Here is a 26,237-nt window from a genome sequence, read left to right on the forward strand (position 1 = left end):
CGTTGTCCCGATATCTATACTGGCAGCCCAAAACCCTCTTTGCGTTCTTCTTCAGTATCACCGGTTACTGTTTGGTGAATCTCCATACCTATCTGTGCTACGAAGGTTCCTGTTGCTAAAATTGCCCAAAAAGTTCCACATAATCCAACAATAGGGCCAAACATTTGATTCGCTATCTTTGTGTAACCCAACCATTGCTCCCAAGTAATTTCAGCATTTGATTTTATTACTATATCTGCGTCACTGAAGTTTCTTTCTTTTGTTTTTTTATAACGGTCGAAAATACATCACTGGCAAAAAAAGCATTACCATTCTTATCAATTCCACTTCCTGATATATCCCATGAACCTGAGATTAAATTTAACAAGCCATTATCTACTCCTTTATGAAAATAACCATCCTGACGATTATACAAAGAAAAATGACTTTCTAATCTAGAAAGTTTTTTTGAAACTTTACCTTGTTCTACAATCCATTGACGCATTGCATTGTCATTTTTAAAAATTTCAAATGGCTTTTCCTCACCAGGAATATAGAGGATTTCATGACCATCATTTTTTACAAATCGTAAAATATCATTGGAATAATAACCATTGATATCGAGAGAATATACATATCCTTGCGAACAGGTTTTACTCGCCAGTTGGTTGATGGTAACCGGACCTTATAAAGGAAGATGGGGAACCACGGTTTGCATGACCAATTTATAATCATCTTCAGAAAGAACACCTTCTAACCTGGCCAGTCTTGCTTCTGACACAAATGTAGCTTTAACTAGAGTGAGCATATCGGCTTCATGCTTTTCCCAGAAGGTATTAAGATTATTTTTCACCAGCGAATAAAAGTCATTTTCATTTAATATTTTCCTTAAATCAGATGGCAATATTTTTACTTGATCTTTTTCTGTAAAATGTTCAACCATGCGTCTTTCCGCTACTCCATAATGATATGGATATGTATATATCACTTTTTCTTTTGGTCCGTCTTTATAAACTCCGTAGTTTAATTTTAAATCATCTGAAGTCAGGTCTTGGTCATGAGCACTAAAATTTGTGAATGCAAGATCGGTTAATGTTAAAGATTTTTCAGGTGCCCAATATTGCCATCCAGAGTATGATGTGGCTAGAGGTTATGCCAGCTGAAATCCTGAATATATGCGAACATGATCTGGGTCTATATCCTGTCCAGTCAGTTTTTTTATGTGCTCTTTCATAAAACTTTTTGCCATCAACTTCAAGTTGGGTATTTCACTTAAAACTTTATGTTTAAATTCAGCATAGTTTTTTATCTCTCACGAGTTTCGCACCAATAAAAAAACGCTCTATTTTTAAGTTTAATTCAGCATAATATGTAAATAGATAAAACCTTATAAATTAAATATAACTTATTGTAAATTAAGTGAATTTATGCATTTCAGTAACTTGCAGATTAATCATTACTTTTAAGCCATTTCTAGAATTTTATAGGCCTGTGCGAAACTCGTGTCTCTAACATTTCGTTTAAATGCGTATCTTTTTGATTTGAGATTTCTTGACTCATAGTTAATACCCTTATGATTTCTTGTTATTATTTTAGGATTTAAATTTCTTCGTCCTAAAACACAATTGTTAAAAACAATAAAATTTTCACTGTCGGTTTTGACTAAGATTTGTTGATACTTTTATTCTGGATTACCCCCTTAAAAACTGTTTAAATTTTGTGCAAATGAGCATTTTTGCGCATAAATCGGCGATTTGGTCGTTTTTTGACCTAAAAATAGCCGCTATTTTTCACTTTTTTCCTTGCTTACCTGTCATGTATGGCTTGTTATCACTGCTTTTTGATGAATTTTTTGTCAAAATAGGGTTTTGAAAAACCTTGGTTTATTGGAAACAGTAAATCTGGCTAAAAATGCAACGCCAAGTCAGCGTAAAATTAACGGTAAAACACTCACTCAGGATGTGCAGCTAACCGCCACCGATGTTCATGCTGTTACACCCGAAGTATTGCGTGTGGAAATCCCTGTAGGTGTTCCCCTGCCGTGGCCTGCTGAAACAGCGCCAACGGGTTGGTTTATCTGCAACGGTGAGCCATTCGATAAGAAAAAATACCCGCTCTTAGCACTCGCCTATCCATCAGGAAAACTCCCTGATTTACGGGGCGAATTTATCCGGGGCTGGGATGCAGGACGAAAAGTGGATAACGGACGCGAAATATTAAGCGTACAAGTTGATACCCTTCAACATTTCACTGGAAACATAACCGGCATTCAATTTGTCGGTCAATCATCAGCCAGTGGGATTTTCAAAATGGGAAGAAGAATGGTCAGTAGTAGCATTAATGGAGGAACCAGCGGCGTATTCGCTGTTGATTGCTCAGCCAGTTTTCAGTCTGGTTTGAGAACCGCTTCAGAAACAAGGCCGCGAAATGTCGCGTTTAACTACATTGTCAGGGCAGCATAAAGTTTTTATCTTTTCGGAGCTTCCGGCCACGCAACATCCAGCGTTTTGCTGATATCGACACGGTTTAGCAGCACGCGGTATTTTTTCCAGGCCAGCAGTGAAGTTTTTTCGGCGTCTGTCGCCATATCGAGGTCTACCGCATCCTGTAGCGGAGCAATAGCGATGCTCGCCATCTGCATCAGCTCTGCTTTCTCACGCTTAGCTTTCGCAACAAATTCACCCTGGGTCGGGATGCGGGGGACTACTTTTTGACCATCAAATAGCCAGCCACCCGAGATATCCACCCCACCAGGCAGTTCATCGACGTCGACAACGGTAAACCCGGCGGGGTACAGGGTGGATACATCTTCAGCCATTGAGCGAATGATACCGGTATCGGGTTCTATACAGAGTGTGTATTTTTTGGTGAACAGGTTCAGCGATTCATAAAAATCCTGCCCCTCTTCACTCTTAAAATACTGGACACCATGACCATAGGGCATGTTATCCGGGGAATAGCGGGAGACATTTTTTAATTCCATAGTGACCTCATTTTGAATCAGAAATGTCAGAAATCGTGCGCCATGCGCCATTGATTTTAATCTGCAACGGGCAATAACGAACCTGATAAACATGTGTACCCGAAGAGCCGTCACCACTCAGTGTCACCCCTACCATGACACACCCCTTCGAGGCATCAGTGGATACACCTTCTGGTGTGTAGATTGCGCTCACGGCACCACGCTGTACATCCCGAACATACCGGGCGTCTGATTCCTCCTTGGTGTAAGCCTGACCCACCCCCTTGGGCTGGAAGGTTTTTTTCAGGTAAGCGTCCAGCCACTGATTTCCCCATTGACTGCCGTAGATATTGCCGTCATGGGCTATCCTTGCAGCTCCGGCATACACGGAAGAAGGGGCATGAAAACCGCCATCTTTATGGAAAACGTACTCACCACCACCGTCACTGCCGTTGTTCAGTCGAACACCATCACCGCCCTTGTCTTTGAAGAGCCACATGCGAACGCTACCATCCTGATTATGAATACCCAGATGCTTGCGATCATCCCCCTTCAGTGAGAGTACACCACCTTGTGAAATAATGTCGCCATTGACCGTTCCGCCGGTTCGTTTGTCCAGTGCGTTTTTTGCACAATCTACCGTCTCCAATAAACCAAGGTTTTATTAAATCGAGAAATTAGGTAAAATTTAGACAATAACCAGCGATTACAAGGCTTACCGGGTCTGAGAAAAGGTTAAAAATGGCAAAAATTGGCTATATGAGGATGTCAAAAAATGACCAAAACACCGATTTACAGCAAAAATCCTTGATTTGTGCAAATTGTGAACAGATTTTTGAGGATAAAATCAGTGGAAAAACAGACCAGAGATCCGGATTAAAACGCGCGTTAAACTGCCTGAAATCGGGGGATACTCTGGTGGTCTGGAAGCTCGACAGGCTGGGTCGTAGCATTAAACATTTGATTACTTTAATCTCCAAACTGGAAGATGAAGGTATTCATTTTCATAGTTTGACAGATTCTATCGACACTTCTTCGTCAGCAGGTCGTTTTTTCTTTCATGTGATGAGTGCGTTGGCGCAAATGGAGCGAGAACTGATTGTTGAGCGTACTAAGGCAGGTTTAGCCGCAGCAAGAAGCAAGGGACGTATCGGGGGGAGACCTTGCTCATTATCTTCCGCACAGCAAGAGCAGGCTAAAAAATTACTTGAGTCCGGCAATAGTAGAAAGCAGCTGGCATTACTGTATGGCGTCTCATTAGCTAGCATCTACAAATATTGTCCAGTTAATCTAAATGCTCGAACAGGTCAAAGCGATCCCGACAAAAAATAAAAGTGTAATTACGTTGCACTGACGGAAACAAAAGTAGCCCACCATTTATCGCACGTTTTGGCTTCAAATATCGCACGCCGCATCAGAAAATCGTACTACCGACCTTGCGCCGGCTAACATGAAACATAAGTGTCATTAGCGATCAATAAAGCCTTATCGATCGCTAAAACAGATCAATTACAGTGGCTTAATCACATTCACAATACTTGATGTGTAACATGATATTCCTTGATTAAGTAGGGATATCAGAAGATGTTACAAGAGATACGTTGCTGTGGTTGTCACCGGTTGCTGGCAAAAGCAAACGCGATTTACATCCAGATCAAGTGTCTGCGCTGCAAAGCATTTACACGAGTTTCGCACCAATAAATAAACGCTCTATCTTTAAGTTTAATCCAGCATAATATATAAATAGACAGAATCTTATAAATCAAAAGCAACTTATTGTAATTTAATAAAATTTATGTGTTTTAGTAACTTGAAGATTAATCATCGATTTTAAGCCATTTCTAGTATTTTATACGCCTGTGCGAAACTCGTGATTTAATGAAATGAGGATGAGCAATCCCTCAACCAGCGTCTCCGAACGCCAGTCGGAGACCGGAAATGAAGCGCGCACATACGTCACGCATTATCACACCACCCCAGCCCATTTTCGATAATGACCAGATTGTTGGATACGGCTCACACGAATTGCGGGTAGAAACCATTGCCTGCTGGCTGGTCCGCGTCATTGTAACAAGTCGGCATTATAGCCGGCGGTTTGTTAATAATTCCTGGCTACATCTTGGGGTATTCTCCGGTAGGGCTCTGGTTGGGGTGATGCAGTGGGGGTACGCCCTGAATCCTAACAGTGGCGCAAAAGTGGTCTCTGGTACAGGGAATCGTGAGTATATGGAGCTTAACCGCTTATGGCTGCATGATGACATGCCTAAAAATTCAGAGTCACGAGCGATCAGCTATGCACTGAAAACTATCAGGTTACTTTATCCTCAAGTGCAATGGGTGCAATCCTTTGCAGATGAGCGCTGTGGGCGTTGTGGCGTGGTGTATCAGGCGAGTAATTTTGAATATATCGGCAGCCATTACTCGCGATTCTATGAGCTTGATGGTGAGTGGTATCACGAAATAGCCCGCAACGCGATCACGCGGGGCGGCAAGCGAGGAGAATACCTGAGGGCCAATATAGAGCGTGCAACTGTTCATCGCTTCCAGCAGTTCCGATATATCCGCTTTTTGGACAAACGCGCGAAGAAGCGCCTCAATACAAAATTATTTAAAGTGCAACCTTATCCTAAGCCGGAAACGTTAAAACCAAGTTCATGATGTTTTAGGAACAATAAAAGCGTTACATCAGTACAACAATTGGTATCAAATAATTTTCATTTGTGTGATTTTTGAGCGTATCAAATATTTTGCCTTTCGGTATCAAATGATTTGCCGCGCTATATTTGCATCTGAAAAAGAAGATAGCGTCACCGGACAAATTGATGCGCTGTATTGCGCCTTGAATGGGTTACCTAAAGTGCGATTTCTTCCCAAAGCCAAGATCTTAATTATCTGCCTAAAAACGTTGGCAAATTGGGATAATATCTCAGGTATCACCGAACGACGCGAATTTGCCTTGTCATTATTGCGTGAATTGCCTACGCCTGCGGAAGTGAAATCGGTAGAAGCTGAAGACCCACGCACTAAGTCTTCAAAACTGATAACCGAATTGGCAAAAAAAGGCTATCGAAATGACGTCGTTAAAATATTCGATCAATTTAAGGCTAAAAGACTGAGTGATATTACCGATGACAATCTGGCTCAATTCATTGAAAAACTGGAAAGCGTTTTAGCCGATGATAACGCCGAGGGTAGCGATGGCTGAACATGCAAAACTTTCCCCCTCCTCAGCGCATAGATGGATTAAATGTAGCGCCAGTCTCGCAGTCGAGGCCACATTACCCGATAAAACATCGCCGTTTGCTGAAGAAGGCAGCGCGGCGCATGCCTTAGCGGAAAGTATCTTAAAAATGCGCCAAAATCCCTATAGTGACGGGCGTAGACGAACATCTGGCTTTGATGCGAAGGATTATATCGGCACTTATCCGTTGCTAAAAGCCAACTCGCCACAAGTGGATGAGGATATGATTGAGCACGTCCAGACCTATGTTGATACTGTCTGGCACCTAGCGGACGGGAAAATCTTACAGGTTGAGGAGCGAGTTGACTTTTCAGCGGCCATTGGCGTAGAGAATTCATTCGGTACCGCTGATGCGATTATTATCAGCGATGATAAGTTACAAATCCATGACCTGAAATATGGTAAAGGCGTTAAAGTAGACGCCCCGAACAACGAGCAGCTCATGCTCTATGCGCTAGGGGCGTTACATCAGTTTGACCTTGTTTATGACTTCAAAACGGTTCGTCTTTTCATCCATCAACCTCGCCTTAACCATCGGTCTGAATGGACGCTATCGGTTCAAGATTTAAAAGACTTTGGTGATTTGGCCAGATTAAGGGCGCAAAAAGCCATGGAGATGGCAACCCTCGCCGAGCGCAACGGGCTTGATGCGCTACCCGATAGTGCCTTTTCACCGGGTATCAAACAATGCCAGTTCTGCAAAGCCAAAGGCGGATTGTGTTTTGCTCAGGCGCAATTTGTCCATAATGAAGTCAGAGGCGATTTTGTCGATTTAACTCAACCTTTGAACCCCCAACTAAGTGATGCACCAAAACGCATTACGCTACTAACCCCTGAGCAAATGGCAACACTCTACCCGCATGTCGATTTGATAGAGAGCTTTTGTAAAGCCTTACGAAATCGGGTAGCCGAGGCATTACATAACGGGCAATCGGTACCTGGCTTTAAACTGGTTACGGGCAAACAGGGGAATCGCTTATGGGGTGATGAACGTGAAGCCGAAACGCTGTTAAAAAATGCCAAACTTAAACAGGAGCAAATCTACCACAAGAAAATTATCAGCCCACCACAGGCTGAAAAATTGCTTAAAAAAGACAAACCGAGTCGCTGGGCAAAACTGGAAGCGCTTATTGAGCGCGCAGACGGTAAACCCGTCATCGCACCGGAATCAGACCCAAGACCTGCCATTATTACTAACCCCTTAAACGACTTTGACGATGTGACCGAAGCGGCACTCGCTGATAAATCCATTTAATTAAAAGGTAACACTATGAAAATCAAATTAAACAACGTACGTCTGGCTTTTCCTGATTTATTTGAACCTACGCAAGTCAGTGGTCAAGGAGCGTTCAAATACCGTGCCAATTTTCTTATCGCCAAAAGTAGTAAGGATCTGATTGAGGAAATCAAAACGGGGATTAAGGCGGTTATTAAGGAAAAATGGGGCGCCAAAGAGGTAGAAAAAATTTATCACGAGTTTCGCACAGGCATATAAAATTCTAGAAATGGCTTAAAAGCAATGATCAATCTGCAAGTTACTAAAACACATGAATTTTCTTAAATTACAATAAGTTGTATTTGATTTATAAGGTTTTATCTATTTATATATTATGCTGAATTAAACTTAAAAATAGAGCGTTTTTTTATTGGTGCGAAACTCGTGTTTATAACAGCATCTGCCACTCCAACAACCGTTTTTGCTTCCGCGACGGCGACAATAAGGAATACGACGGCTATGCCGGAAATATGTACATCAGCGCCAGTAATAAAGATCGTCCGTCAGTCTTCGATCGTAATCTCTCACCCCTGACCGCACAGGACGGCCGCCCCTATTCTGGCTGTTACGTTACTCCACAATTGAGTTTTACGCGTATGACAACAATGGTAAAGGGGTTTCAGCGTCATTAAGAGGCGTTCAGTTTTACCGCGATGGTGATGCGTTTAGCGGTGGAAGTGTGGCCTCCGTTGACGAGTTTGACGACCTGAGCATGGCTGAGGAAGAAGAATTATTGGCAAGTTAACACCAGGGAACCACTGCCGCCTTAAGTGGTTAAATAATCAGGCTACCGCGCTAAATTCCTTGAGGAGGCTTAAAAATGAAATTAGATAATATTGATAAAACCATTGCGCTCACTAACCCCAGTAATAACAGCCATTATCTGCTCAACCTAGCGCAACCCGTTTACGCCGATGAGGAAACCAAAACCTTAATCAATATGATTCAACTACTGGCAGAAGAAAACCAATACCTGAGAAAAGAGAATAAGCGATTGGCAAAAAGCCATCGGTAAAATGGGGTCTGTAAAATTTTTTGTGTAAATGGCTCCTCCGTTAGCAGGTGATCCGATCACCGTACATCAACATAAATTGACTCATGGCGGGTTTCCAATCTTTGATAGGCATCGTCCATTTTATTGAAATATTATGCAACGCTAAATAAAGTAGATTGAGGACAGATTCATCTGTTGGGAAAACTCGCCGCGTTTTAGTAATCTTACGCAATGACGCATTAAGTGACTCAATCGCATTGGTGGTATAAATGGCTTTACGGATTTCAGGAGCAAAGTCAAAAATAACGATTAGCCGTTCCCAATTGTTTGTCCATGACGGACTAATGGTTGGGTACTTCTCATCCCATTTGGCTGAGAATGCCTCCAGAGCAGACTCAGCAGCATCGACTGTCGCCGCACCGTAGATAGCTCGAAGGTCTGCTGCCACCGCTTTACGCTCTTTCCAGTGGACGTAGCGAAGAGAATTACGTACTTGATGGACTAGGCATAATTGAACACGGGTTTGCGGGTAAAGCACTTCAATAGCCTCAGGAAAACCTTTTAAACCATCACAGCACGCAACGAAAATATCTTGCAAGCCTCGATTCTTGAGTTCTGTCATCACCGATAGCCAGAATTTAGCTCCTTCGCTTTTTGCTATCCACAAGCCCAATAATTCCTTCTCTCCATGGATATTTATGCCCAAAGCGAGATAAACGGATTTGTTGATGACTACGCCGGAATCCTGGCTTTTAACAACAATACAATCAAGATAAACAATAGGATACAGCGCCACCAACGGCCTTTTTTGCCAGGCTTTAACCTCTTCCATCACCTCATTGGTTACCTGAGAAATGAAGGTTCCTGACACTTCAACACCATAGACTTCTTGAAAATGCGCCTGAATATCTCGAACCGTTAACCCTCTCGAATACAGAGAAATTATACGCTCATCAAATCCATTAAACTGTCTTTCCCCTTTCGATATCAACTTTGGTTCGAAAGTGCTATTTCGATCGCGAGGAACATCCAACCCGATAGCTCCATGCACAGAACGTACATTTTTACCGGTTGTGCCGTTTCGAGAATTTCCCGAGTTGTTACCGATAGGATCATGTTTGTCATAACCAAGATGCATCGCCATTTCCGCTTCCAGCACCCTTTCAGCAAGACGTTTGGTGAGTTCTTTAAGCAACCCACCTTCGCCCAATAGGTCTTGTGGGGCATTACAATCTTTGAGTAGTTGATCAATCAATTCGTTACTGATAGGCATTTTGTTATCCTGTAAAAAGTTTTTTATCAAAATGCCATTTACACAGTTTATTTTACACTCTCGTAAAATGGTGGGCTATGCAGGGCTCGAACCTGCGACCGATGGATTAAGAGTTCACCGCTCTACCCACGGAGCTAATAACCCGCAATATTTGTTATAACAATCCTTTTAATAAACATGGCGGGAAGTAATTATCAAAACCTTCAGCGATACTATAATCTCTTAGTTGTTTTCGTGTGTAAATATCAATCTTATTACATATCTGTCGGATTATTTGCTCTACAACACAAGAGTAGGTACCTAACTTATTAGCGTATATAAAACGAGATTCAATATTTTTTATACCCCAACCATCTCCCCGTCTTTCCATAGATGAGATAAGATGATTTGTTAATACATCACTAGTTTTCATAAATATCAATATTAAAATTTAATTCTTATGATTAAGTTTATATTTCTTTTTTTTAAAAATATATAAACTTCTGGCTTTCTTATTAAATCCCCTACTGCACCGATCAGTGGTACGAAGGTGAACTGACCCATTTCTTAGAACGTCACTAATTAATCTTAACGCCCCTGTCTAAGGGGCAATCTTTCATCAATTTAACTATTGAGGAATTTTTATATGCAAAATTTAATGAACGCACAAAATATCGCCCTATCCGACAGTGAAACAATTGACTCGCAACAATTACTGCTCATGGTCAACGAGACACGAAAAGAACACGGCGAACCACCAATTAGAAACAACAAATTTATTGAAAAGGTTAAAGATGAGCTTGAAGGAGAGTACTACACAAAAAGTGTAGTGCAAAAAATGAACAACACGGAATCAGAAATTATCGAAATGACGCTTAAACAAGCCCTCCGCGTTGCCGCCCGTGAATCGAAAGCGGTTCGCCGCTCACTGATTGATAAATTAGAACAGCAAAGTAAACCACAAAGCGCCAATGAAATTATCGCAGCAATGGCATTGGCTAACGTTGCACAGGAGCGTCGGTTAAAAAGTATCGAATATCAGGTACACGAGTTTCGCACCAATAAAAAAACGCTCTATTTTTAAGTTTAATTCAGCATAATATATAAATAGATAAAACCTTATAAATCAAATACAACTTATTGTAATTTAAGAAAATTCATGTGTTTTAGTAACTTGCAGATTGATCATTGCTTTTAAGCCATTTCTAGAATTTTATATGCCTGTGCGAAACTCGTGAGGTAGAGCAAGTCTCAGAAGACATCGAGCATATCAAACAAGGCACTATTCCACAAGGCTTTCAAGGCTATAGCTATCTGAAAACAAAGTATGGTTTGAGTGATGCGAAATGTCGCCAGTTAGTGATGGCGTGGAATATACCTTATAAAAAAGTGCCCCATGTTACGCCAGGGGGACAGATTACCCAAATGTCGGTGGTTGGTGAAGCAGCCTTTAGAAGTGCACTGGATAATATGATGCTTGAGTCTGAGAAACGCGGCAGTCAGTGGTATCACCCTAAAATGGGGCGTTTTTCCGTAACCGCCTGATAAGGATGGATTATGCAAAATTTACTATTTTGTGATTTAGAAACCTATAGCGATATCCCCATTAATTGTGGCACGCATCGCTACGCTGAAAATGCAGAAATATTACTTTTTGCGTATGCTTATAATCATGCTCCTGTCAAGGTCTGGGATGTGACGCAAGATAAAACGATGCCAAAGGATTTAAAACACGAGTTTCGCACCAATAAAAAAACGCGCTATTTTTAAGTTTAATTCAGCATGATATATAAATAGACAAAACCTTATAAATTAAATACAAATTATTGTAATTTAATAAAATTTATGTGTTTTAGTAACTTACAGATTAACCATTGCTTTTAAGCCATTTCTAGAACTTTATATGCCTGTGCGAAACTCGTGTAAAAGCCTATCTTGATGACCCTGCGATCTTAACCGTTTGGCACAATGGCGGTATGTTTGATACGGTAATTTTAAACAAAGTGTTAAATATTGACTTACCGTTATCCCGCGTTCACGACACATTAGTACAAGCACTGGCACATGGCTTACCCGGTGCGCTTGGTTCGCTTTGCGATGTCTTCAACGTCAATAGCGATAACGCCAAAGATAAAGAAGGTAAAGCGCTCATACAGTTATTTTGCAAACCGCGCCCTAAAAATAGCAAAATACAACGCGCCACGGCGTTAACACATTTCGAAGAGTGGCAGCGGTTTAAAACCTACGCAGGTTCAGATATTTTAGCCATGCGCGAGATTTATCAACATTTACCGCGTTGGAATGTGGATTTTGATGAAACAACGTTATGGCAATTAGACCAACAAATTAATCGCCGTGGGATGTGTATGGACGTTGAACTGGCGAAAAGCGCCTTGACTGCCGTTGAAAACGAGCAAAAACGGTTATCAACCGTCACCCGGCAATTAACAGATAATGCCGTACAAGCCGCGACCCAACGCGATGCCCTGTTACAGCATATCACCTCGTCATTTGGCATCACATTACCGGATATGCAAGCCAGCACACTACAGCGCCGAATTAATGACCCGAACATTCCACCGGCTTTACGCGAACTGCTATCAGTCCGTCTGCAATCGTGCACAACCAGCACCAGTAAATACAAGGCACTGTTAAAATCGGTAAGCGCAGATGGGCGTCTTCGAGGAACCAAGCAATTTTGTGGTGCCTCACGAACCGGACGATGGGCGGGGCGGATTTTTCAGCCGGATAATCTCCCAAGACCTTCACTTGACCAGGAAGCCATTGATAACGGCATTGACGCATTAAAAGCTGGTTGTGCTGAGCTGATTTGCGATGACATTATGCAACTGACCAGTTCTGCACTTAGAGGATGTATTATTGCCCCACCCGGTAAAAAACTGGTTATCTCGGATTTATCAAATATTGAGGGCCGCATGCTGGCATGGCTGGCAGGGGAAAACTGGAAAGTCAACGCTTTTAGCGAGTTTGATAACGGCAAAGGTGATGACCTCTATAAACTGGCCTATGCGCGCGCATTTAATCTTTTACCTGAGAACGTCACTAAAGCTCAACGACAAATCGGTAAGGTGATGGAACTCGGCTTAGGCTATGGCGGTGGGGTTGCGGCATTTTTGACATTCGCCCTCGCCTACGGTCTGGATTTAGATGAACTGGCGGAAGTCGCATTACCTAACATACCGCCTGGTGTTAAGCGAGAGGCAATAAGCTGGTATCAAAAATCTATTGAAACGGAGAAGACTTATGGCCTCAGCGAAAAAGTCTTTGTTACCTGCGATGCCCTTAAGCGCATGTGGCGCAATGCCCATCCACAAACCGTATCATTCTGGTACGACATTGAAGAGGCAGTAAAACAGGCCATTCAGTCACCGGGGATAGCGTTTAAGTGCCGTAAACTTAGCGTCCGTCGCGATAAAGGCTGGCTCAGAATTTGTTTACCATCAGGACGGAGTCTTTGCTACCCTTCTGCGCGAATAGAGAATGGACAGATTACCTACATGGGGACTAACCCCTATAGCCGTAAATGGGAAAGGCTAAAAACCTATGGCGGGAAAATCACAGAAAATATCTGTCAGGCAGCAGCACGCGATGTCTTGGGCTATAACATGCCACCTATCGAAAAGGCGGGTTATGAGATTGTCCTAACCGTCCATGATGAGATTATCAGCGAAGCGCCCGAAACTCCACAATTTTCCGCCGAGGGGTTAAGCACACGGTTAAGTGCCAAGCCTGACTGGGCTTTTGATTTACCGCTTAGTGCAGCGGGGTTTGAGACTTATCGCTATCGCAAGGAATAAATAACACACAGGATAAAATAAACATCATGGCCTTTAGAAAAAACGATAGCCCACTTTATTTCAAGGCGGCACAGGATGCGGTACACCTTGAGCAGTCAGGGCAATACCATGAAGCCGCGCGCGCATGGTCACAGGCAAATCGGCTGGCGCGCAATCGCAATAACCGTATCTGGAGTGAACACCGCGCCGATTTTTGCCTGATGCAAATAAAACGGGAACATATTAAAAGGATGTATTCATGCTGTTAATCAGGGAAGAGAGTATCGAAAAACATTTGGTGCGTGAAGTGCGAAAAATGGGGGGCATTGCCTATAAGTTTGTTTCGCCTGGACGACGGGGCGTACCTGACCGATTAGTCGCCCTGCCCAATGGCAAGATTATTTTTGTGGAATGTAAAGCACCGGGCGAAAAACCTACCCCCTACCAATTACGCGAACACGCTCGGCTTTTTGCCCTGGGTCATCAAGTCATCGTATTGGACAGTCAGGATCTAAGCAGCATCTTACCCACTGTTGACTGAAAATTAACTTATTGACGAAAGAAGAAATCATGCGCTATAGTTTATTTGCATCTGCAAAATCAGATGTCGGGATTGACCTCTCGCCAGATACAACCGCGACATGTACACGCCGCGAGCGTGTTTTTTAATGTCGTAATCTAGCTACATTTCAATGGTGGGCTGGATGAGGGAGCAGAAATGCTCGCCGATTGGTTGTATTCGGTAAGGTCAACCTCGTTCAGTTCACCACCCAAGATTGACCTCAAAGGTGGTGATAAGCATAGATACAACCACTATTGGAGGTCGTATGACCAAATTGATAGTTAATCCTTTTACATTCGAAAATCATCAAATCCGTATAATAATCAAAAATAATGAGCCGTGGTTTGTTGCTCAAGATATATGCAATGTACTAAAAATAGTTAACAGCCGAGACGCTTTAAGTAAGTTAGATAACGATGAAAAGGATGTAGGTTTAACCGACACCCTCGGCGGCCAGCAAAGTATGAACATAATATCAGAATCAGGTATGTATACTTTAGTACTACGTTGCCGTGATGCAGTAAAACAAGGAACGCTCCCTCATCGTTTTCGCAAATGGGTAACAAATGAAGTTCTCCCATCAATCCGCAAAACTGGCAGATATGATCACCCTCAACCCCACACTAAAGCCGTAGAGCGTTTTACCCATTCAGACACCCGTAACCTAACGCATTTAGTCTGGTGCATGACAAATGGCTTTCGATTTGAGCGTTCATGGAGTAATGCAGTGTGGTTGGCGTTACGCGAAGTAACTGGCACGCCATCACCCGAGCGTTTTCAGGTAGCGCATATCCCCTTAATGGCTGACGAGTGCAGACGCATTTACTATATTACCGAGTCACTACGACAAATTATTAATGACGCTGAAAAACAGGTTATCAAACGCCTTTTGCGCAAGCGTGAAAATATCGATACCGTATTATCAGAAATAAAACAGCTTTTTGAGCAATTCCACCATCAACAAACCGGAATAATCACCGCTCGCACCGATCAGTGGTATGAAGGTGAATTGACCCATTTCTTAGAACGTCACTAATTAACCTTAACGCCCCTTTTTACAGGGGCAATCTTTCATCAATTTCATTATTGAGGAATTTTTACCACGAGTTTCGCAATCTCCAAAAAAGAAGTATAAATTTAAAAACAAGAAAAAATCAGGGTGTTCATATTTTGTCGGGTTATCCATGTATTAAAGATATCTATAAAACATTCTTACAAGTAAGCAGTTTAAGATACTCTGGTTTAGCGTTATCAGAAGTAAGCCCATCGCCTTTATCTCATGACACTGTTAGCCGATGGCTAAAAAGTAGATGTTTTAGACCTAAAGACCTATGGCGATTAGTTGAACCTTCTATAGACAAAAAAAGCCCTTGCGTACTAATTGCCGATGATACATTGATTGCCAAAACACGTAGTAAAAAAATAGAGATGGTCCATTATCAATATTCAGGTAATGAACATGATATTATTGCTGGCATAGGTTTAGTTAATTTGCTTTGGCATGATCTGACGAAGGTTGAATCAATTCCTATCAATTATCGGATTTATGATAAAGATTCTGATGGAAAAACAAAAAACACGCACTTTTCCGAAATGCTCACTCTTGCTAAAAAAAGAGGGATCATGCCAGAAGCGGTAGTGATGGATGCTTGGTATTCTAGCCTGGATAACCTGAAATCAATTCGCTCTCATGGTTGGATCTGGGTAACCACGCTGAGGAAAAATAGGATTGTTAACCATAACAAACAACTGAACAAGTTAGACATCTCAGAAGAAGGAACGTCAATACACTTGCGAGGATATGGTTGGGTAACCGTTTTCAAATTTACAGCCAAAAACGGCCGTATTGATTACATAGTAACAAACAAAGAGAATCCCACCCGTCAATACCTCAAATCTATCATGGATGCCTGTTGGTCTGTTGAAGTTTATCATCGAGAAGTTAAACAAAACTGTGGTATTGAACGCTGTCAGGCTCGCACGAGCCGAGCGCAAAGAAATCATATTTTTCTCGCTATTTCTGCGTGGTTTGAACAACATAAACGTCGTATATCTGAAAAAATAACCCTTTATCAACAAAATTGGGACGTAATCAAAAGTGCTATTACTGAGCAAATCCGTGTTTTATTAGCGTACCCAAATTAGTTTTGTGCGAAACTCGTGTTTACATGCAAAATTTAATCAACATCGAAACAAAAAACATCAATGACTCATTAATCCAAACGGTTAATGCCCGTGATTTACATCAATTTTTAGAAGTTGGCAAGGATTTCTCAAATTGGATTAAAGACCGTATTAAGCAATACGGATTTGAAGACAATATCGACTATATAGTTTTCGCCAATTCTGGCGAAAACCGCTTAGGAGGTCGTCCGGCAAAGGAATATCACATTTCCCTTGATATGGCGAAAGAACTATCCATGGTTGAGCGTAACGAAAAAGGGAAGCAGGCCAGACAGTATTTTATTGAATGCGAAAGGCGTATTTTACAACCTCAAGCATTACTACCAACGGCAAAAGAACTGGCGCTCATGGTTGTTCGTGCCGAGGAAGAGAAAGAAAAGCTGTTACTGGAAAATAAAAGTCTCTCAACCGAAAACGATTGTCTTAAAAATCTCTTCAAAGAAGGTATGACCCCTACCCAGTTTAGCAAAATGCTTAACGGGGTGAATAGTCAACAGATAAATCATTACCTTGCAGCGAAAAACTGGCTCTATAACGAAAGTAAGTCCGGTAACAATTTACGCTGGCGCGTTGCTGCTAATGCTCGGGATAAATATTTAACCGAAAAACAAAATGAAATCAGCCCCCATGGTGCGAATAGCTTCATTAGTTATCGCCCTGTTTTACTGAGAAAAGGCGCACAGCGAATTTATGACCAGTATTTGGCTGACAAACTCCCCATGAAAAAGAACTGGAACGGATTACATACCCATGACAAAACTATCCAGATTGTCGCCTGAACAAAAGACAACCGCAAAACCCTTCACCCCTCGCCCTTACCAAAATCTCATTATCAATCACCTACTCGATATCAAACGCTCAAATGTCTGGGCGGGAATGGGTATGGGTAAAACAGCAGCAACGCTGACGGCGTTAGAAAATCTCTATTTATCAGGCAGTGAAACCAAACCCACATTGGTATTAGCCCCTCTAGGGGTAGCCCAATCCACCTGGCCGGATGAAGCACTTAAATGGAACCACCTCCATAATATCGAGGTGCAACCCATCATTGGCACTGCCAAATCACGGATGGCAGCACTCAAAAATACCCATGCCAGCGTATTTACGGTCAATTATGACAATCTCGTCTGGCTGGTTGACATCCTTGGAGACAGTTGGCCTTTTGGCACAATTATTGCCGATGAGAGCACCCGGTTAAAATCATTCCGGTTACGCAAAGGGGGTAAACGCACCGCAGCCCTTGCCAAAATCGCCCATAAATCTGTCCATAGATGGGTAAATCTAACCGGTACACCTTCATCGAATGGTCTAATGGACTTATGGGGGCAAGCGTGGTTTGTTGACCAGGGCGAACGCTTAGGCAGAACGCATAATGCGTTTACGTCCCGCTGGTTTAACCGTATCCAGTTCCCTGGGCAACAGTGGAGCAGGTTTGAGCCTTTAGGATTTGCTAATCTACAAATTCAGGCAGCTCTCAGTGATGTCACCTTATCCCTTAATGCCACTGACTGGTTTGATATCGAAGAGCCGATACACAACGTTATCAACGTTGAACTACCTGCAAAAGCGCGAGCACACTATCAGGCGATGGAAAAAGAACTGTTTCTTGAATTAGGTGATAGCGCTATTGAAGAGTTAAACGCCGCGGCCAAAACAATAAAAACCTTACAAATTGCCAGTGGCGCTATTTATAGCGATGACAATCACAACTGGACAGAAATACACGATGCCAAAATCCAGGCACTGGAAAGTATTGTTAATGAATCAGGAGGGATGCCAGTGCTGGTTGCTTACCACTGGAAGCATGACCTGGAGCGTTTATTAAAAGCCTTCCCAAAAGGCAAAATGTTAGACGCTAACCCACAAACCCTTACCGACTGGAATAATGGCAAAATTCCGTTGCTTTTTGACCACCCCGCAAGCTGTGGACACGGCTTAAATTTACAGGACGGCGGTAATATTCTGGTCTTTTTCTCCCACTGGTGGGACTTGGAGCAGTACCAGCAAATTATCGAACGTATCGGCCCTACGCGTCAAGCACAAGCCGGACATAACCGCCCTGTCTTTATTCACCATATCGTCGCTAAAGATACACTCGATGAAGTGGTCATGGAAAGGCGCAACTCAAAACGGGCAATACAGGATTTATTACTGGAAGCTATGAAGAGAAAGTAAAAAAGACCAGCGCAAGGCTGGCCAACACCAGGGGAAAAAAAATTGTGAATAGCAAACACACAACCCAATAATTATACAAGAGAAATAAAGAATTAACCTTAAATTTACAAATATTTATACATTTAAAACAAATAGTTACCATTAACATTATTATTCTTATTAGCAACGGAGAACTTACCATGTGGATTTTAATCTTGGCCATGTACACCAGTCCTTAGGCATCCAGTAACTTTGCAAGTCTTCATACTCAGGAATTTGACACTGAAAATATGTGTCAATTTGCCGCTAAGCAGTTTCAGCGGGAATTTGAAACTTTCAAGGATATCAACGCCAAAGCGATTTGCGTTAAGAAATAAGCCAATTTCAAAAGGTTCAACCATGAAACTTAACATCATCAAATTACTAATCACGACATTATTGTTTATCGGTGCAGCATTTGCCTTTGAATTGGCAGTTGGACATCTTGCGCACGCCGATACTATCATTGACCCGCAAATCAGGTTCAAACGTGGTGAATTAGGCAATATCCATTTAGGTGGGCAAGAGCTACTGGTTATCGGCATTATGATAGTCTCTGCACTCTTGGTCTATTTGGGGGTATTTCTAGATACATTAAAGAAATAGTCTAGAGCGAATAGTTATTATTCCACCTGAATTTACCCCGCTTGAATTATCAATACCGAAAGGTGAACGTCTATCAATTTGATATTCAGGGATAACTATATGCAAAAGCCAAACTTTTATAGGAATAAATTAGTATATTGAGGTAACCATGCAGAATACTAAAAAACAATATCAAGATAATGATTTGTTAAATATTGAAGAAGTATGTGAATTAATTGGAGGCATAAGTAGTAAAACTCTTGCAGATTGGAATAATACTCACCGACATAGAAAAGTTTTATCTCCTATCCGTTTTACTAGTAAAATAATTAGATATGAGTATAAAAACGTAAAAGCTTTTATTGAAAAATGTCGAAGTATCTATTGATACAACTTGCGCCGCAATAAAGCAGCCTGAATCAATATACTAGTTTCATGAGCTTCAAAAGCCTGACGCTTTAATACCATTTCTTCTTGTAATATCTCTTCTGAAAAATCATAATGTTCAGCCATAGGATCAATACTCCTATCTGAGTGATGTAAGCATAAAAGGCTTATTTCACGAGTATCAGACCGTGAAAAGCCTTTTGCTCGCATCTGAACAATGACATTGCTTTTTAAAAATTTCCTACACATAGTGTTAAATGCCCCAGCTTTCCCTTTTACTGTTCCTTCATGCGTAATGCCTTTCACAGCACCCTTAGGACTGTGCATTTTAACTAATTTATCTAATGATCTTTTTGCAAAAGGTAGATTAGGATCTCTAGGTTGCAAGAAAACGAATACATGATTACAACTTGGAACTGAATCATTCCATTCTTTTTGCTCTTCCAATATTTTTTTCATTGCACAAGTAATCGGTAATCTAAATTCCTTTTGAGTTTTCATTGCGCCTCGCATCCCAGTAACTCCCGCAGGATATATAATTTCCAGATTGTCTAGATCAACATATTCCCAACGTAAATTAGAAACATTTATAGGTCTTACACCTGTTAATATCATAAATCTGACTGCATTTTTTTGGTGTATAGAAGAGCAGGAAGCAACATTTAACCAAAGTGCTGCAATAGATTCTAGATCAGTAAATAACCTTGTTGGCTGAGGTTTTTGAACTCTAGAAGAAACATAATCGTTTGGTAAACTAGCTGCAATATTCTTACCGTTACAATAAAGTGGTGCCGCATATTTCCAGAAACGTCGTAATTCAGCAAATAATTCAAAAGATTGATTATTCGATTTTGTTTGGATCCAAGTATCCAACACTTCAATTAATCGAGAATAAGTTATATCACTAAAAATTTCACGAGGTTCAAAGGCTTCTTTTAATTGTTTAATTCGACAACAATAAGTCTTATAACTATTTTGACTAAGCTTAGTACGCTGTACTTTCCCCCATAAGTCTTTCTCGTATAAATCCAATAGCTGGTGAATAGACTCTGCTTTTAGTCCATATTTTGCTAACTCTTGGGCTTTTTCCCTCGCCAATGGTAAAGTTAATTCAGGCCACTCTCCTAATCTTTTTCCTTTTAACCCCATATGTTTAGGAAACTCCGCATATATGGTAACTTTGCCGACTTTATTGAAATCTAGCCTTAAATTATATTGTTTTTCATATTTTGATCGTCGCGGTTTACCTAAATGTTTTAGAATAGATTTAGCTGCCACAACACAGATCTTCATGTGTGAGCTTGTGTAAGGGGGTTTACATGACTCCCAACGCTCTAAAGCTTCTAAATATTCATCAGAATAAGTATTTTTTTGTCTTTGTGTTGTTCCGAGAGCCATTGAATTTACCTTTTAAAACAAAATATTGAGTTTAATGCTCACACACTTAATATTTTTAGATATTAAAAACAGTATGTGTTGTTATTTTGTGTTGTAGAATTAGGTTTTTCAATGTAATGTATACTGTATAAAATTACAAGTTATAGATAAAAGGAACTAATAGATTTTATGCATAACTTATTGATATTCATGTAATTTAATCATAAGGTATTGATATGTCTTTATTAATTACTCATCGCTGTATCAACTGTGTGCTTGCAAGCCCTACAGGGCAAAAACTAAAGGGAAAGTAGAGCGCTTTAACCACTATTTAAAAAACAGCTTTATCGTACCATTAAATACCGACCTTCGTGCTCATAATCTTGAACTGGATATTGAGATAGCTAATGCAAGAGTGGGGCCCTGGTTACAACGCGTTGCCCATCAGCGGATTCATGGAACAACGTTAGAGAAGCCAGCAGATAGACTAGCTAAGGAAGTTAAGTATCTTCTACCCTTACCAGCAAGGGTTTGCCAATCTATCCCGCAGACTGATACGCTTAATATCCGTATCGTACCGCCCCTTGAATCTGTCAGTTTGCAACACTCAATCAGCGTATACGAAGCATTGCTGGGAGGTGAACATGTTATTGCATGAACAAATTGAACACCTGTGTGAGTCATTGAAATTAAATTCTATTCCGACTCATTGGTCATCACTTGCCGAACAATGCATTGCCCAAGACAAAAGCTACGGAGAGTTTTTACTGTCCCTATTAAAATGTGAGCAACAACAACGAGATGAACGAACCCGTAATCTTTTGAGTCGGATGGCAGGATTCCCAGCACATAAAGAACTTAATACGTTCGATTTTAAGTTTGCAACGGGGATCCCCAAACAACACATACAGGAATTAAGCGCATTAACGTTTATTGAACGTAATGAAAATGTCGTGTTGCTTGGCCCAAGCGGTGTAGGCAAAACGCATTTAGCTATTGGGTTAGGATTAAAAGCAGTACAGGCCAAGAAGAAAACCCGCTTTACCACGGCAGCTGAACTGATGTTGCAACTCTCAACTGCCAAACGACAAAATAAGCTCAAACAATATCTATCACGTTCGGTGATGGCCCCGAAATTGTTGATTATCGATGAGATTGGATACCTGCCGTTTGGGCGAGAAGAAGCAAACCTGTTTTTCAATGTGATTGCCAAGCGTTATGAGCATGGCAGTGTCATATTGACGAGTAACTTATCATTTGGGCAATGGCCAAATGCTTTTGCTGATGACGCAACATTAACTGCCGCTATGCTTGATCGTTTACTTCATCATTCGCATGTACTGCAATTAAGCGGTGAAAGCTATCGATTGAAAGATAAGCGGCGCTCAGGAGCAATGACTGAGTAAAAGTGGATCAATTTTGATTGATCGGATTTAGCTAAAAAGTGGATCAGTTTTCGGTGATCGTTGACACATAATTAACCTGAGTTCGGGATAAGAAATAAAGAGAAAGTCTTGATATTCAAATAGTTGAATGAGCCTGTTTTGTTAAAATACTCTAACAGTCTGGTTAAAGAGTAGAGCATTGTTAAACAATTATGGAAAATCTTACTGAACTTTATTGCCTGATGGATGATTTTTGCAAAGACTTCGAGCCAAAAATGCATGAATATTTGCTGACTAACGGTACTAAGCGTCGTAGACGGTCTACTCAGCTTTCGTTGGCGGAAATGATGACACTGGTTGTGTTGTTTCATCAACTCCGATTCAGGCAATTCAAGGTATTTTATCTCTATTATGTCCGCTTATATCTCCGGAAGGAATTTCCTAACTTGCCATCCTATTCACGCTGTGTAGAGTTACTTCCGCGTAGTGCCTTAGCGTTAACGGCACTGTTTGAGTCAATTAAGGGAAAATGCACGGGGCTATCGGTTGCCGATTCTACTCCGATAGCGGTGTGTGATAACTTACGGATCCGCAGACATAAAGTCTTCAATGGGATAGCTGAACGGGGAAAAAATTCAACAGGTTGGTTCTTTGGTTTCAAGCTTCATGTAATTATCAATCATTTGGGGGAAATACTCAGTTTTCGACTCACACCAGGAAACACCGATGATCGGAAACCATTGCCTGAGCTGACAAAGGATCTTTCTGGTTGTTTGTACGCAGATAAAGGGTATTTATCGGCTTCACTGAAACAGCAACTCAAAACGATGGGAATTAGCCTTATAACGAATATCAAGAAGAAAATGAAGCCTATTAAACAGACTTGTTTCGACAAAGCCATCTTGCGTCATCGTTCTGTCATTGAAACGGTATTTGATGAGTTAAAAAATCTTTGTCAAATAGAGCATACGCGACATCGCTCTCCGGCTAACTTTGTAGTGAATTTATTAGGCGGACTGGTTGCATATTGTTTAATGCCATCTAAACCAAAGATACCTGTTGCAGGTACGTATCTTCAAGTATAATTGATAATGCTTATCCCGAACTCAGGTTAATTAAGTGTAACGGCAACTTGTTGTATGTCTGGCAGTGCTTCCAGCGCTTTAGTTAGCTTGCTAATACAATTGGAGCAAGTCAGTCCTTGTAGCGCTAGAATGGTGATATTAGGCATGATTGACACTCTTAATGCATACAATAAATTAATTGGTATAATGCTAATTACGTCCTAACATTATGGCTGAAATAACCTGGATTATGATAAAGGTTAAACCTTCTAGTAAGGGTAAGGTCAAGGAGAAATAATGAATATTACTCAAGTTGCAGAGAAAACGGGATTAAGTGCCAAGACAATTCGGTTTTATGAGGAAAAGTCATTAATTACTCCGCCAGCGAGAAGTGAAAATGGCTATCGCCATTATCAACCTGCTCACTTGGAAGAATTAACATTATTAAAGCAAGCCAGAGAGGTTGGATTTACGTTATAAGAGTGTCGGAAATTACTTGAACTTTTCCGTAATCCACGTCGCCACAGTGCGGATATAAAAGCGGCGACGTTAAATAAAATTAGTGAAATTGAAAAAACCATTACCGAACTTAATTTGATCCGCGATAGCTTGCTTTCATTGGTTGCATCGTGTCCAGGGGATGACAATGCAAAATGCCCGATTATTGATCATCTGGTTGGTCATCATGTTGATTAGACCAAACCGGTTTGACGGTTAGCGTAATACCATCGACATCAATCACTTCGACTTCAGTGTTAGCTAATAATTGCTGAGAACAATAAACCCGCCAGCTACCATCAGCCAGTCGTATTCTGCTATAGCCATTATTGGTATCTGAGATTAAACGTGCTTTTGTGCCAATTAATTGATGTTGCTTTTGATTAGGTTCATCGGGCATTGATTTATTACGTATGCTAAGCCATTTACTCCAACCCAATACAGAAAGAATGATCATAATGGCAAATAATAGACCTTGCCAATCCCAACTCATTTCAGGTATAAGCCAGGTAATAAGCGCCATGATAACGGCAGCAACACCAGACCAGAGTAGATAACCGCCGGCACCGAGTAGCTCAGCAATTAACAGTAATCCACCTAAATAGAGCCAAAACCAGGCTGGTTGCGCAATTATTTGCTCAAGCATCGTTTAATACCTCTAGTTATGTTTGATTGCTTTTTTGGCTATCGCGTTTTTTGTTGTCTTGAAATAGTTCACTGATGCCACCAATAGCAGCCATTAAATTACTTGCTTCAAGCGGCATCATAATAACTTTGCTGTTATCAGCTTTACCAATATTGGTTAGCGCCTCGGTATATTTTTGTGCAATAAAATAGTTTATCGCCTGCATATCACCATTGGCAATGGCATTAGAGACCATTTGGGTTGCTTTGGCTTCGGCTTCTGCCGCGCGCTCTCTCGCTTCAGCATGTAGAAATGCTGATTGACGTTCACCTTCTGCTTTTAAAATTTGTGACTGCTTTTCACCTTCAGCTTTTAGAATAGCTGCCTGGCGTATCCCTTCAGCCTCAAGAATGTCAGCGCGCTTAGTTCGTTCTGCTTTCATTTGCGCATTCATGGCATTAATTAATTCTTTCGGCGGCCGAACATCACGGATTTCAATCCGGGTGATTTTAAGCCCCCAGGTATTGGTAGCTTCATCGACAATATGCAGTAAACGACCATTGATTACATCTCGTTGAGACAAAATTTCATCTAGTTCCATCGCACCTAATACCGTACGAATATTGGTCATGGTTAGATTAATTACAGATAATTCAAGGTTATTCACTTCGTATGCGGCACGAACGGGATCAACAACTTGAATAAAGCAAACGGCATCAATAGTGACATTGGCATTATCTTTAGAAATAACTTCTTGCGATGGAATATCGAAAACTCGCTCCATCATGTTAATTTTTCTTCCTATTTTATCCATGAACGGAACAATGAAATGTAAACCTGGTAGTAGTGTACGGGTGTAGCGGCCAAAACGTTCAACCGTCCATTGAAAACCTTGTGACACGGTTTTCACACAAGTTAAAACAATGACAATAGCAACAAAAATAATGATGGGTATGGCACCAAAAGAAAATAAGTCCATCGCGTTTTTCCTGTTTGATGTTAGTAAAGTAGTGAGTAAATTTGATGACGGTAGCGATTTGTTAAGGGATCACTAGAGCCTAAGGCAGATAAAATATCCATCATCGTTTTTTTCACAGAACCGTCTCCTGCCGACAAATCTTTCTTAAGAAATGTTAGCAAAATTTCTAATGCTTCTTCATTTCTATTTACTTGATGTAGTTTAAGAGCCAGTTGTACCGCTAGTTCGGCATTTTCTGGCTGTTGAGCGAAGGTTTCTTGTAGTTGCTTAATTTCCGGTGTATCTGCGGCTTTCTTTTGTAGTTCAATTTGGGCTAATAAACCTTGATAACGGCTATTTTGATCTTGAATAGCGATGGTGTTCAAAATTTTCTGGCTTTCATCTAACTGATTGAGGGTAATTAATGCTTCTGCATAAGTTAGGCTAATGTCACTATTTTTAGGCGCTAGTTGATGGGCTTCTTTTAACAAGGGCAAAGCTTCGGCGGTTTTTCCAGCGGCCATTAATTCAGTCGCTTGAGCAATTTTTAATTCTTCTGCTGTTGGTAGGACATGCGTTAACATTTCGCGGATAAATTCTTCAGATTGAGGTCCTTGAAAGCCATCAATCGGTTGACCTTGCTGTAATAAATAGACAGTTGGAATGGCTCGTAATCCAAACTGAGCGGCAACCATTTGCTCGGTGTCACAATTGACTTTTGCTAGCGTGAATTGGCCAGTATATTCAGCCGCTAATTTATCCAGCGTGGTACCTAAGGTTTGGCAATGAGGGCTTTGTGGTGACCAAAAATAGAAAACAACCGGTTGCATCATTGATTGTTCGATGACTTGTTGCAGATTAGATTCGTTTACGTCGATGGCATAAGCAGCTGCTAGCATGATGTTTCTCTTAAATTAT

At 41.1% G+C, this 26,237-nt stretch carries 32 protein-coding genes, 1 tRNA gene and 3 pseudogenes; 25 read left to right on the forward strand and 11 right to left on the reverse strand.

The features are described 5' to 3' along the window. Window positions 1-14: 14 nt before the first annotated feature. Together V3224_RS08860 and V3224_RS08865 are read right to left on the reverse strand one after the other, a co-directional pair. Window positions 15-191, reverse strand: coding sequence for a hypothetical protein (locus V3224_RS08860; protein WP_334469973.1), 177 nt, complete (start codon window positions 189-191; stop codon window positions 15-17). Window positions 192-229: 38 nt separating this feature from the next. After that, a pseudogene (locus V3224_RS08865) lies at window positions 230-1,105 on the reverse strand (dermonecrotic toxin domain-containing protein); the annotation flags it as partial. Window positions 1,106-1,847: 742 nt separating this feature from the next. Here V3224_RS08865 and V3224_RS08870 point away from each other — a divergent pair. Further along, entirely contained in the window at window positions 1,848-2,441 is a 594-nt protein-coding gene (locus tag V3224_RS08870) for a tail fiber protein (protein WP_334469975.1), read from the forward strand. Between the two features lie 5 nt (window positions 2,442-2,446). On the opposite strand, the gene V3224_RS08875 is transcribed toward V3224_RS08870, so the two are convergent. Together V3224_RS08875 and V3224_RS08880 are read right to left on the reverse strand one after the other, a co-directional pair. Continuing rightward, entirely contained in the window at window positions 2,447-2,962 is a 516-nt protein-coding gene (locus V3224_RS08875; RefSeq protein ID WP_334469794.1) for a tail fiber assembly protein, read from the reverse strand. 7 nt (window positions 2,963-2,969) lie between these two features. Beyond that, on the reverse strand, window positions 2,970-3,590 hold the full coding sequence (locus V3224_RS08880; protein WP_334469796.1) for a tail fiber protein: 621 nt from the start codon (window positions 3,588-3,590) through the stop codon (window positions 2,970-2,972). 92 nt (window positions 3,591-3,682) lie between these two features. Between V3224_RS08880 and V3224_RS08885 the strand changes: the two genes are divergently transcribed. The 8 genes and pseudogenes from V3224_RS08885 to V3224_RS08915 all read left to right on the forward strand — a co-directional run bounded on the left by V3224_RS08885 (window position 3,683) and on the right by V3224_RS08915 (window position 8,473). Then, complete coding sequence (locus V3224_RS08885; protein ID WP_334469889.1) at window positions 3,683-4,273, forward strand: recombinase family protein; 591 nt, start codon at window positions 3,683-3,685, stop codon at window positions 4,271-4,273. Between the two features lie 252 nt (window positions 4,274-4,525). After that, window positions 4,526-4,642, forward strand: coding sequence for a Com family DNA-binding transcriptional regulator (locus V3224_RS29855; RefSeq protein ID WP_442890078.1), 117 nt, complete (start codon window positions 4,526-4,528; stop codon window positions 4,640-4,642). A gap of 237 nt (window positions 4,643-4,879) precedes the next feature. Further along, window positions 4,880-5,599 carry a Mom family adenine methylcarbamoylation protein gene (locus V3224_RS08890; protein ID WP_334469977.1) on the forward strand — a complete coding sequence of 240 codons (720 nt, stop codon included), beginning with the start codon at window positions 4,880-4,882 and terminating at the stop codon, window positions 5,597-5,599. Window positions 5,600-5,705: 106 nt separating this feature from the next. Then, window positions 5,706-6,146 carry a hypothetical protein gene (locus V3224_RS08895; RefSeq protein WP_334469978.1) on the forward strand — a complete coding sequence of 147 codons (441 nt, stop codon included), beginning with the start codon at window positions 5,706-5,708 and terminating at the stop codon, window positions 6,144-6,146. Then, entirely contained in the window at window positions 6,139-7,437 is a 1,299-nt protein-coding gene (locus V3224_RS08900; protein WP_334469980.1) for a DUF2800 domain-containing protein, read from the forward strand. The genes V3224_RS08895 and V3224_RS08900 overlap by 8 nt, the downstream gene beginning before the upstream one ends. A gap of 15 nt (window positions 7,438-7,452) precedes the next feature. Further along, window positions 7,453-7,677, forward strand: coding sequence for an ssDNA-binding protein (locus V3224_RS08905; protein WP_442890081.1), 225 nt, complete (start codon window positions 7,453-7,455; stop codon window positions 7,675-7,677). A 164-nt stretch (window positions 7,678-7,841) separates the two neighbouring features. Then, window positions 7,842-8,203: pseudogene (locus V3224_RS08910) on the forward strand (ssDNA-binding protein); the annotation flags it as partial. 75 nt (window positions 8,204-8,278) lie between these two features. Next, window positions 8,279-8,473, forward strand: coding sequence for a hypothetical protein (locus V3224_RS08915; RefSeq protein ID WP_334469982.1), 195 nt, complete (start codon window positions 8,279-8,281; stop codon window positions 8,471-8,473). A gap of 40 nt (window positions 8,474-8,513) precedes the next feature. On the opposite strand, the gene V3224_RS08920 is transcribed toward V3224_RS08915, so the two are convergent. Continuing rightward, window positions 8,514-9,725 (reverse strand): IS256 family transposase, encoded by a 1,212-nt coding sequence (locus V3224_RS08920; RefSeq protein ID WP_334469984.1) that lies wholly within the window; start codon window positions 9,723-9,725, stop codon window positions 8,514-8,516. Window positions 9,726-9,793: 68 nt separating this feature from the next. Beyond that, window positions 9,794-9,869, reverse strand: a tRNA-Lys gene (locus tag V3224_RS08925). Between the two features lie 481 nt (window positions 9,870-10,350). Between V3224_RS08925 and V3224_RS08930 the strand changes: the two genes are divergently transcribed. The 12 genes from V3224_RS08930 (at window position 10,351) to V3224_RS08985 (ending at window position 19,413) form a co-directional block, all read left to right on the forward strand. Continuing rightward, window positions 10,351-10,788 carry a hypothetical protein gene (locus V3224_RS08930; protein WP_442890084.1) on the forward strand — a complete coding sequence of 146 codons (438 nt, stop codon included), beginning with the start codon at window positions 10,351-10,353 and terminating at the stop codon, window positions 10,786-10,788. Window positions 10,789-11,036: 248 nt separating this feature from the next. Continuing rightward, on the forward strand, window positions 11,037-11,249 hold the full coding sequence (locus V3224_RS08935) for a hypothetical protein (protein ID WP_334469986.1): 213 nt from the start codon (window positions 11,037-11,039) through the stop codon (window positions 11,247-11,249). A 12-nt stretch (window positions 11,250-11,261) separates the two neighbouring features. Further along, window positions 11,262-11,474, forward strand: a complete 213-nt coding sequence (locus tag V3224_RS08940) for a hypothetical protein (protein ID WP_334469988.1) — start codon at window positions 11,262-11,264, stop codon at window positions 11,472-11,474. A gap of 131 nt (window positions 11,475-11,605) precedes the next feature. Continuing rightward, complete coding sequence (locus V3224_RS08945; RefSeq protein WP_334470355.1) at window positions 11,606-13,522, forward strand: DNA polymerase; 1,917 nt, start codon at window positions 11,606-11,608, stop codon at window positions 13,520-13,522. Window positions 13,523-13,548: 26 nt separating this feature from the next. Further along, window positions 13,549-13,770: an ANR family transcriptional regulator gene (locus tag V3224_RS08950; protein ID WP_334469989.1), complete on the forward strand. Its 222-nt coding sequence runs from the start codon at window positions 13,549-13,551 to the stop codon at window positions 13,768-13,770. After that, entirely contained in the window at window positions 13,761-14,042 is a 282-nt protein-coding gene (locus V3224_RS08955) for a VRR-NUC domain-containing protein (RefSeq protein ID WP_334469991.1), read from the forward strand. The genes V3224_RS08950 and V3224_RS08955 overlap by 10 nt, the downstream gene beginning before the upstream one ends. A gap of 286 nt (window positions 14,043-14,328) precedes the next feature. Next, window positions 14,329-15,099 carry a BRO-N domain-containing protein gene (locus tag V3224_RS08960; protein ID WP_334469993.1) on the forward strand — a complete coding sequence of 257 codons (771 nt, stop codon included), beginning with the start codon at window positions 14,329-14,331 and terminating at the stop codon, window positions 15,097-15,099. A 134-nt stretch (window positions 15,100-15,233) separates the two neighbouring features. Beyond that, the gene (locus V3224_RS08965; protein WP_334469994.1) at window positions 15,234-16,208 is read left to right on the forward strand and encodes an IS701 family transposase; all 975 of its coding nucleotides are present in this window, start codon (window positions 15,234-15,236) and stop codon (window positions 16,206-16,208) included. Window positions 16,209-16,231: 23 nt separating this feature from the next. Further along, window positions 16,232-17,026 (forward strand): antA/AntB antirepressor family protein, encoded by a 795-nt coding sequence (locus V3224_RS08970; protein WP_334469995.1) that lies wholly within the window; start codon window positions 16,232-16,234, stop codon window positions 17,024-17,026. Then, window positions 16,998-18,422, forward strand: coding sequence for a DEAD/DEAH box helicase (locus tag V3224_RS08975; RefSeq protein ID WP_334469996.1), 1,425 nt, complete (start codon window positions 16,998-17,000; stop codon window positions 18,420-18,422). Before V3224_RS08970 ends, V3224_RS08975 begins: the two co-directional genes overlap by 29 nt. A 378-nt stretch (window positions 18,423-18,800) precedes the next feature. Next, window positions 18,801-19,046, forward strand: a complete 246-nt coding sequence (locus tag V3224_RS08980; RefSeq protein ID WP_334469997.1) for a hypothetical protein — start codon at window positions 18,801-18,803, stop codon at window positions 19,044-19,046. A gap of 148 nt (window positions 19,047-19,194) precedes the next feature. Beyond that, complete coding sequence (locus tag V3224_RS08985; RefSeq protein ID WP_334469998.1) at window positions 19,195-19,413, forward strand: hypothetical protein; 219 nt, start codon at window positions 19,195-19,197, stop codon at window positions 19,411-19,413. On the opposite strand, the gene V3224_RS08990 is transcribed toward V3224_RS08985, so the two are convergent. After that, window positions 19,407-20,810 carry a tyrosine-type recombinase/integrase gene (locus tag V3224_RS08990; protein WP_334469999.1) on the reverse strand — a complete coding sequence of 468 codons (1,404 nt, stop codon included), beginning with the start codon at window positions 20,808-20,810 and terminating at the stop codon, window positions 19,407-19,409. The two genes, V3224_RS08985 and V3224_RS08990, sit on opposite strands and share 7 nt — an antisense overlap. Window positions 20,811-21,204: 394 nt before the next feature. Between V3224_RS08990 and V3224_RS29860 the strand changes: the two genes are divergently transcribed. The 3 genes from V3224_RS29860 to V3224_RS09005 all read left to right on the forward strand — a co-directional run bounded on the left by V3224_RS29860 (window position 21,205) and on the right by V3224_RS09005 (window position 23,259). Next, a complete protein-coding gene (locus tag V3224_RS29860; protein WP_442890089.1) occupies window positions 21,205-21,447 on the forward strand; it encodes a hypothetical protein in 243 nt (80 codons plus the stop codon). Continuing rightward, window positions 21,434-22,195, forward strand: a complete 762-nt coding sequence (gene istB / locus V3224_RS09000; protein ID WP_334467780.1) for an IS21-like element helper ATPase IstB — start codon at window positions 21,434-21,436, stop codon at window positions 22,193-22,195. The genes V3224_RS29860 and istB overlap by 14 nt, the downstream gene beginning before the upstream one ends. A 191-nt stretch (window positions 22,196-22,386) precedes the next feature. Then, window positions 22,387-23,259, forward strand: a complete 873-nt coding sequence (locus V3224_RS09005; protein WP_334467716.1) for an IS982 family transposase — start codon at window positions 22,387-22,389, stop codon at window positions 23,257-23,259. A 26-nt stretch (window positions 23,260-23,285) separates the two neighbouring features. Here the strand turns inward: V3224_RS09005 and V3224_RS29865 are convergent, their stop codons facing one another. Next, window positions 23,286-23,405: a cation transporter gene (locus V3224_RS29865; protein ID WP_442890091.1), complete on the reverse strand. Its 120-nt coding sequence runs from the start codon at window positions 23,403-23,405 to the stop codon at window positions 23,286-23,288. A gap of 130 nt (window positions 23,406-23,535) precedes the next feature. Here V3224_RS29865 and cueR point away from each other — a divergent pair. Then, window positions 23,536-23,934: pseudogene (gene cueR / locus V3224_RS09010) on the forward strand (Cu(I)-responsive transcriptional regulator). Here the strand turns inward: cueR and V3224_RS09015 are convergent. The 3 genes from V3224_RS09015 to V3224_RS09025 are packed head-to-tail and all read right to left on the reverse strand — an operon-like array spanning window position 23,900 to window position 26,218. After that, window positions 23,900-24,382 carry an NfeD family protein gene (locus V3224_RS09015; RefSeq protein WP_334470000.1) on the reverse strand — a complete coding sequence of 161 codons (483 nt, stop codon included), beginning with the start codon at window positions 24,380-24,382 and terminating at the stop codon, window positions 23,900-23,902. The pseudogene cueR and the gene V3224_RS09015 sit on opposite strands and share 35 nt — an antisense overlap. Before the next feature lie 16 nt (window positions 24,383-24,398). Continuing rightward, window positions 24,399-25,340, reverse strand: a complete 942-nt coding sequence (locus V3224_RS09020) for an SPFH domain-containing protein (RefSeq protein WP_334470001.1) — start codon at window positions 25,338-25,340, stop codon at window positions 24,399-24,401. 20 nt (window positions 25,341-25,360) lie between these two features. Continuing rightward, window positions 25,361-26,218, reverse strand: a complete 858-nt coding sequence (locus V3224_RS09025; protein ID WP_334470003.1) for a co-chaperone YbbN — start codon at window positions 26,216-26,218, stop codon at window positions 25,361-25,363. Window positions 26,219-26,237 lie beyond the last annotated feature (19 nt).

This window comes from Arsenophonus sp. PmNCSU2021_1, from assembly GCF_036919435.1.
In the GTDB taxonomy this organism is placed as follows: domain Bacteria; phylum Pseudomonadota; class Gammaproteobacteria; order Enterobacterales; family Enterobacteriaceae; genus Arsenophonus; species Arsenophonus nilaparvatae.

Coding starts and splice junctions, on each gene's coding strand:
- V3224_RS08875 (WP_334469794.1), bottom strand. CDS start 2,962: ATGGAATTAAAAAATGTCTCCCGCTATTCCCCGGATAACATGCCCTAT.
- V3224_RS08885 (WP_334469889.1), top strand. CDS start 3,683: ATGGCAAAAATTGGCTATATGAGGATGTCAAAAAATGACCAAAACACC.
- V3224_RS29855 (WP_442890078.1), top strand. CDS start 4,526: ATGTTACAAGAGATACGTTGCTGTGGTTGTCACCGGTTGCTGGCAAAA.
- V3224_RS08890 (WP_334469977.1), top strand. CDS start 4,880: ATGAAGCGCGCACATACGTCACGCATTATCACACCACCCCAGCCCATT.
- V3224_RS08895 (WP_334469978.1), top strand. CDS start 5,706: ATGATTTGCCGCGCTATATTTGCATCTGAAAAAGAAGATAGCGTCACC.
- V3224_RS08900 (WP_334469980.1), top strand. CDS start 6,139: ATGGCTGAACATGCAAAACTTTCCCCCTCCTCAGCGCATAGATGGATT.
- V3224_RS08905 (WP_442890081.1), top strand. CDS start 7,453: ATGAAAATCAAATTAAACAACGTACGTCTGGCTTTTCCTGATTTATTT.
- V3224_RS08915 (WP_334469982.1), top strand. CDS start 8,279: ATGAAATTAGATAATATTGATAAAACCATTGCGCTCACTAACCCCAGT.
- V3224_RS08920 (WP_334469984.1), bottom strand. CDS start 9,725: ATGCCTATCAGTAACGAATTGATTGATCAACTACTCAAAGATTGTAAT.
- V3224_RS08930 (WP_442890084.1), top strand. CDS start 10,351: ATGCAAAATTTAATGAACGCACAAAATATCGCCCTATCCGACAGTGAA.
- V3224_RS08940 (WP_334469988.1), top strand. CDS start 11,262: ATGCAAAATTTACTATTTTGTGATTTAGAAACCTATAGCGATATCCCC.
- V3224_RS08950 (WP_334469989.1), top strand. CDS start 13,549: ATGGCCTTTAGAAAAAACGATAGCCCACTTTATTTCAAGGCGGCACAG.
- V3224_RS08955 (WP_334469991.1), top strand. CDS start 13,761: ATGCTGTTAATCAGGGAAGAGAGTATCGAAAAACATTTGGTGCGTGAA.
- V3224_RS08960 (WP_334469993.1), top strand. CDS start 14,329: ATGACCAAATTGATAGTTAATCCTTTTACATTCGAAAATCATCAAATC.
- V3224_RS08970 (WP_334469995.1), top strand. CDS start 16,232: ATGCAAAATTTAATCAACATCGAAACAAAAAACATCAATGACTCATTA.
- V3224_RS08975 (WP_334469996.1), top strand. CDS start 16,998: ATGACAAAACTATCCAGATTGTCGCCTGAACAAAAGACAACCGCAAAA.
- V3224_RS08980 (WP_334469997.1), top strand. CDS start 18,801: ATGAAACTTAACATCATCAAATTACTAATCACGACATTATTGTTTATC.
- V3224_RS08985 (WP_334469998.1), top strand. CDS start 19,195: ATGCAGAATACTAAAAAACAATATCAAGATAATGATTTGTTAAATATT.
- V3224_RS08990 (WP_334469999.1), bottom strand. CDS start 20,810: ATGGCTCTCGGAACAACACAAAGACAAAAAAATACTTATTCTGATGAA.
- istB (WP_334467780.1), top strand. CDS start 21,434: ATGTTATTGCATGAACAAATTGAACACCTGTGTGAGTCATTGAAATTA.
- V3224_RS09005 (WP_334467716.1), top strand. CDS start 22,387: ATGGAAAATCTTACTGAACTTTATTGCCTGATGGATGATTTTTGCAAA.
- V3224_RS29865 (WP_442890091.1), bottom strand. CDS start 23,405: ATGCCTAATATCACCATTCTAGCGCTACAAGGACTGACTTGCTCCAAT.
- V3224_RS09015 (WP_334470000.1), bottom strand. CDS start 24,382: ATGCTTGAGCAAATAATTGCGCAACCAGCCTGGTTTTGGCTCTATTTA.
- V3224_RS09020 (WP_334470001.1), bottom strand. CDS start 25,340: ATGGACTTATTTTCTTTTGGTGCCATACCCATCATTATTTTTGTTGCT.
- V3224_RS09025 (WP_334470003.1), bottom strand. CDS start 26,218: ATGCTAGCAGCTGCTTATGCCATCGACGTAAACGAATCTAATCTGCAA.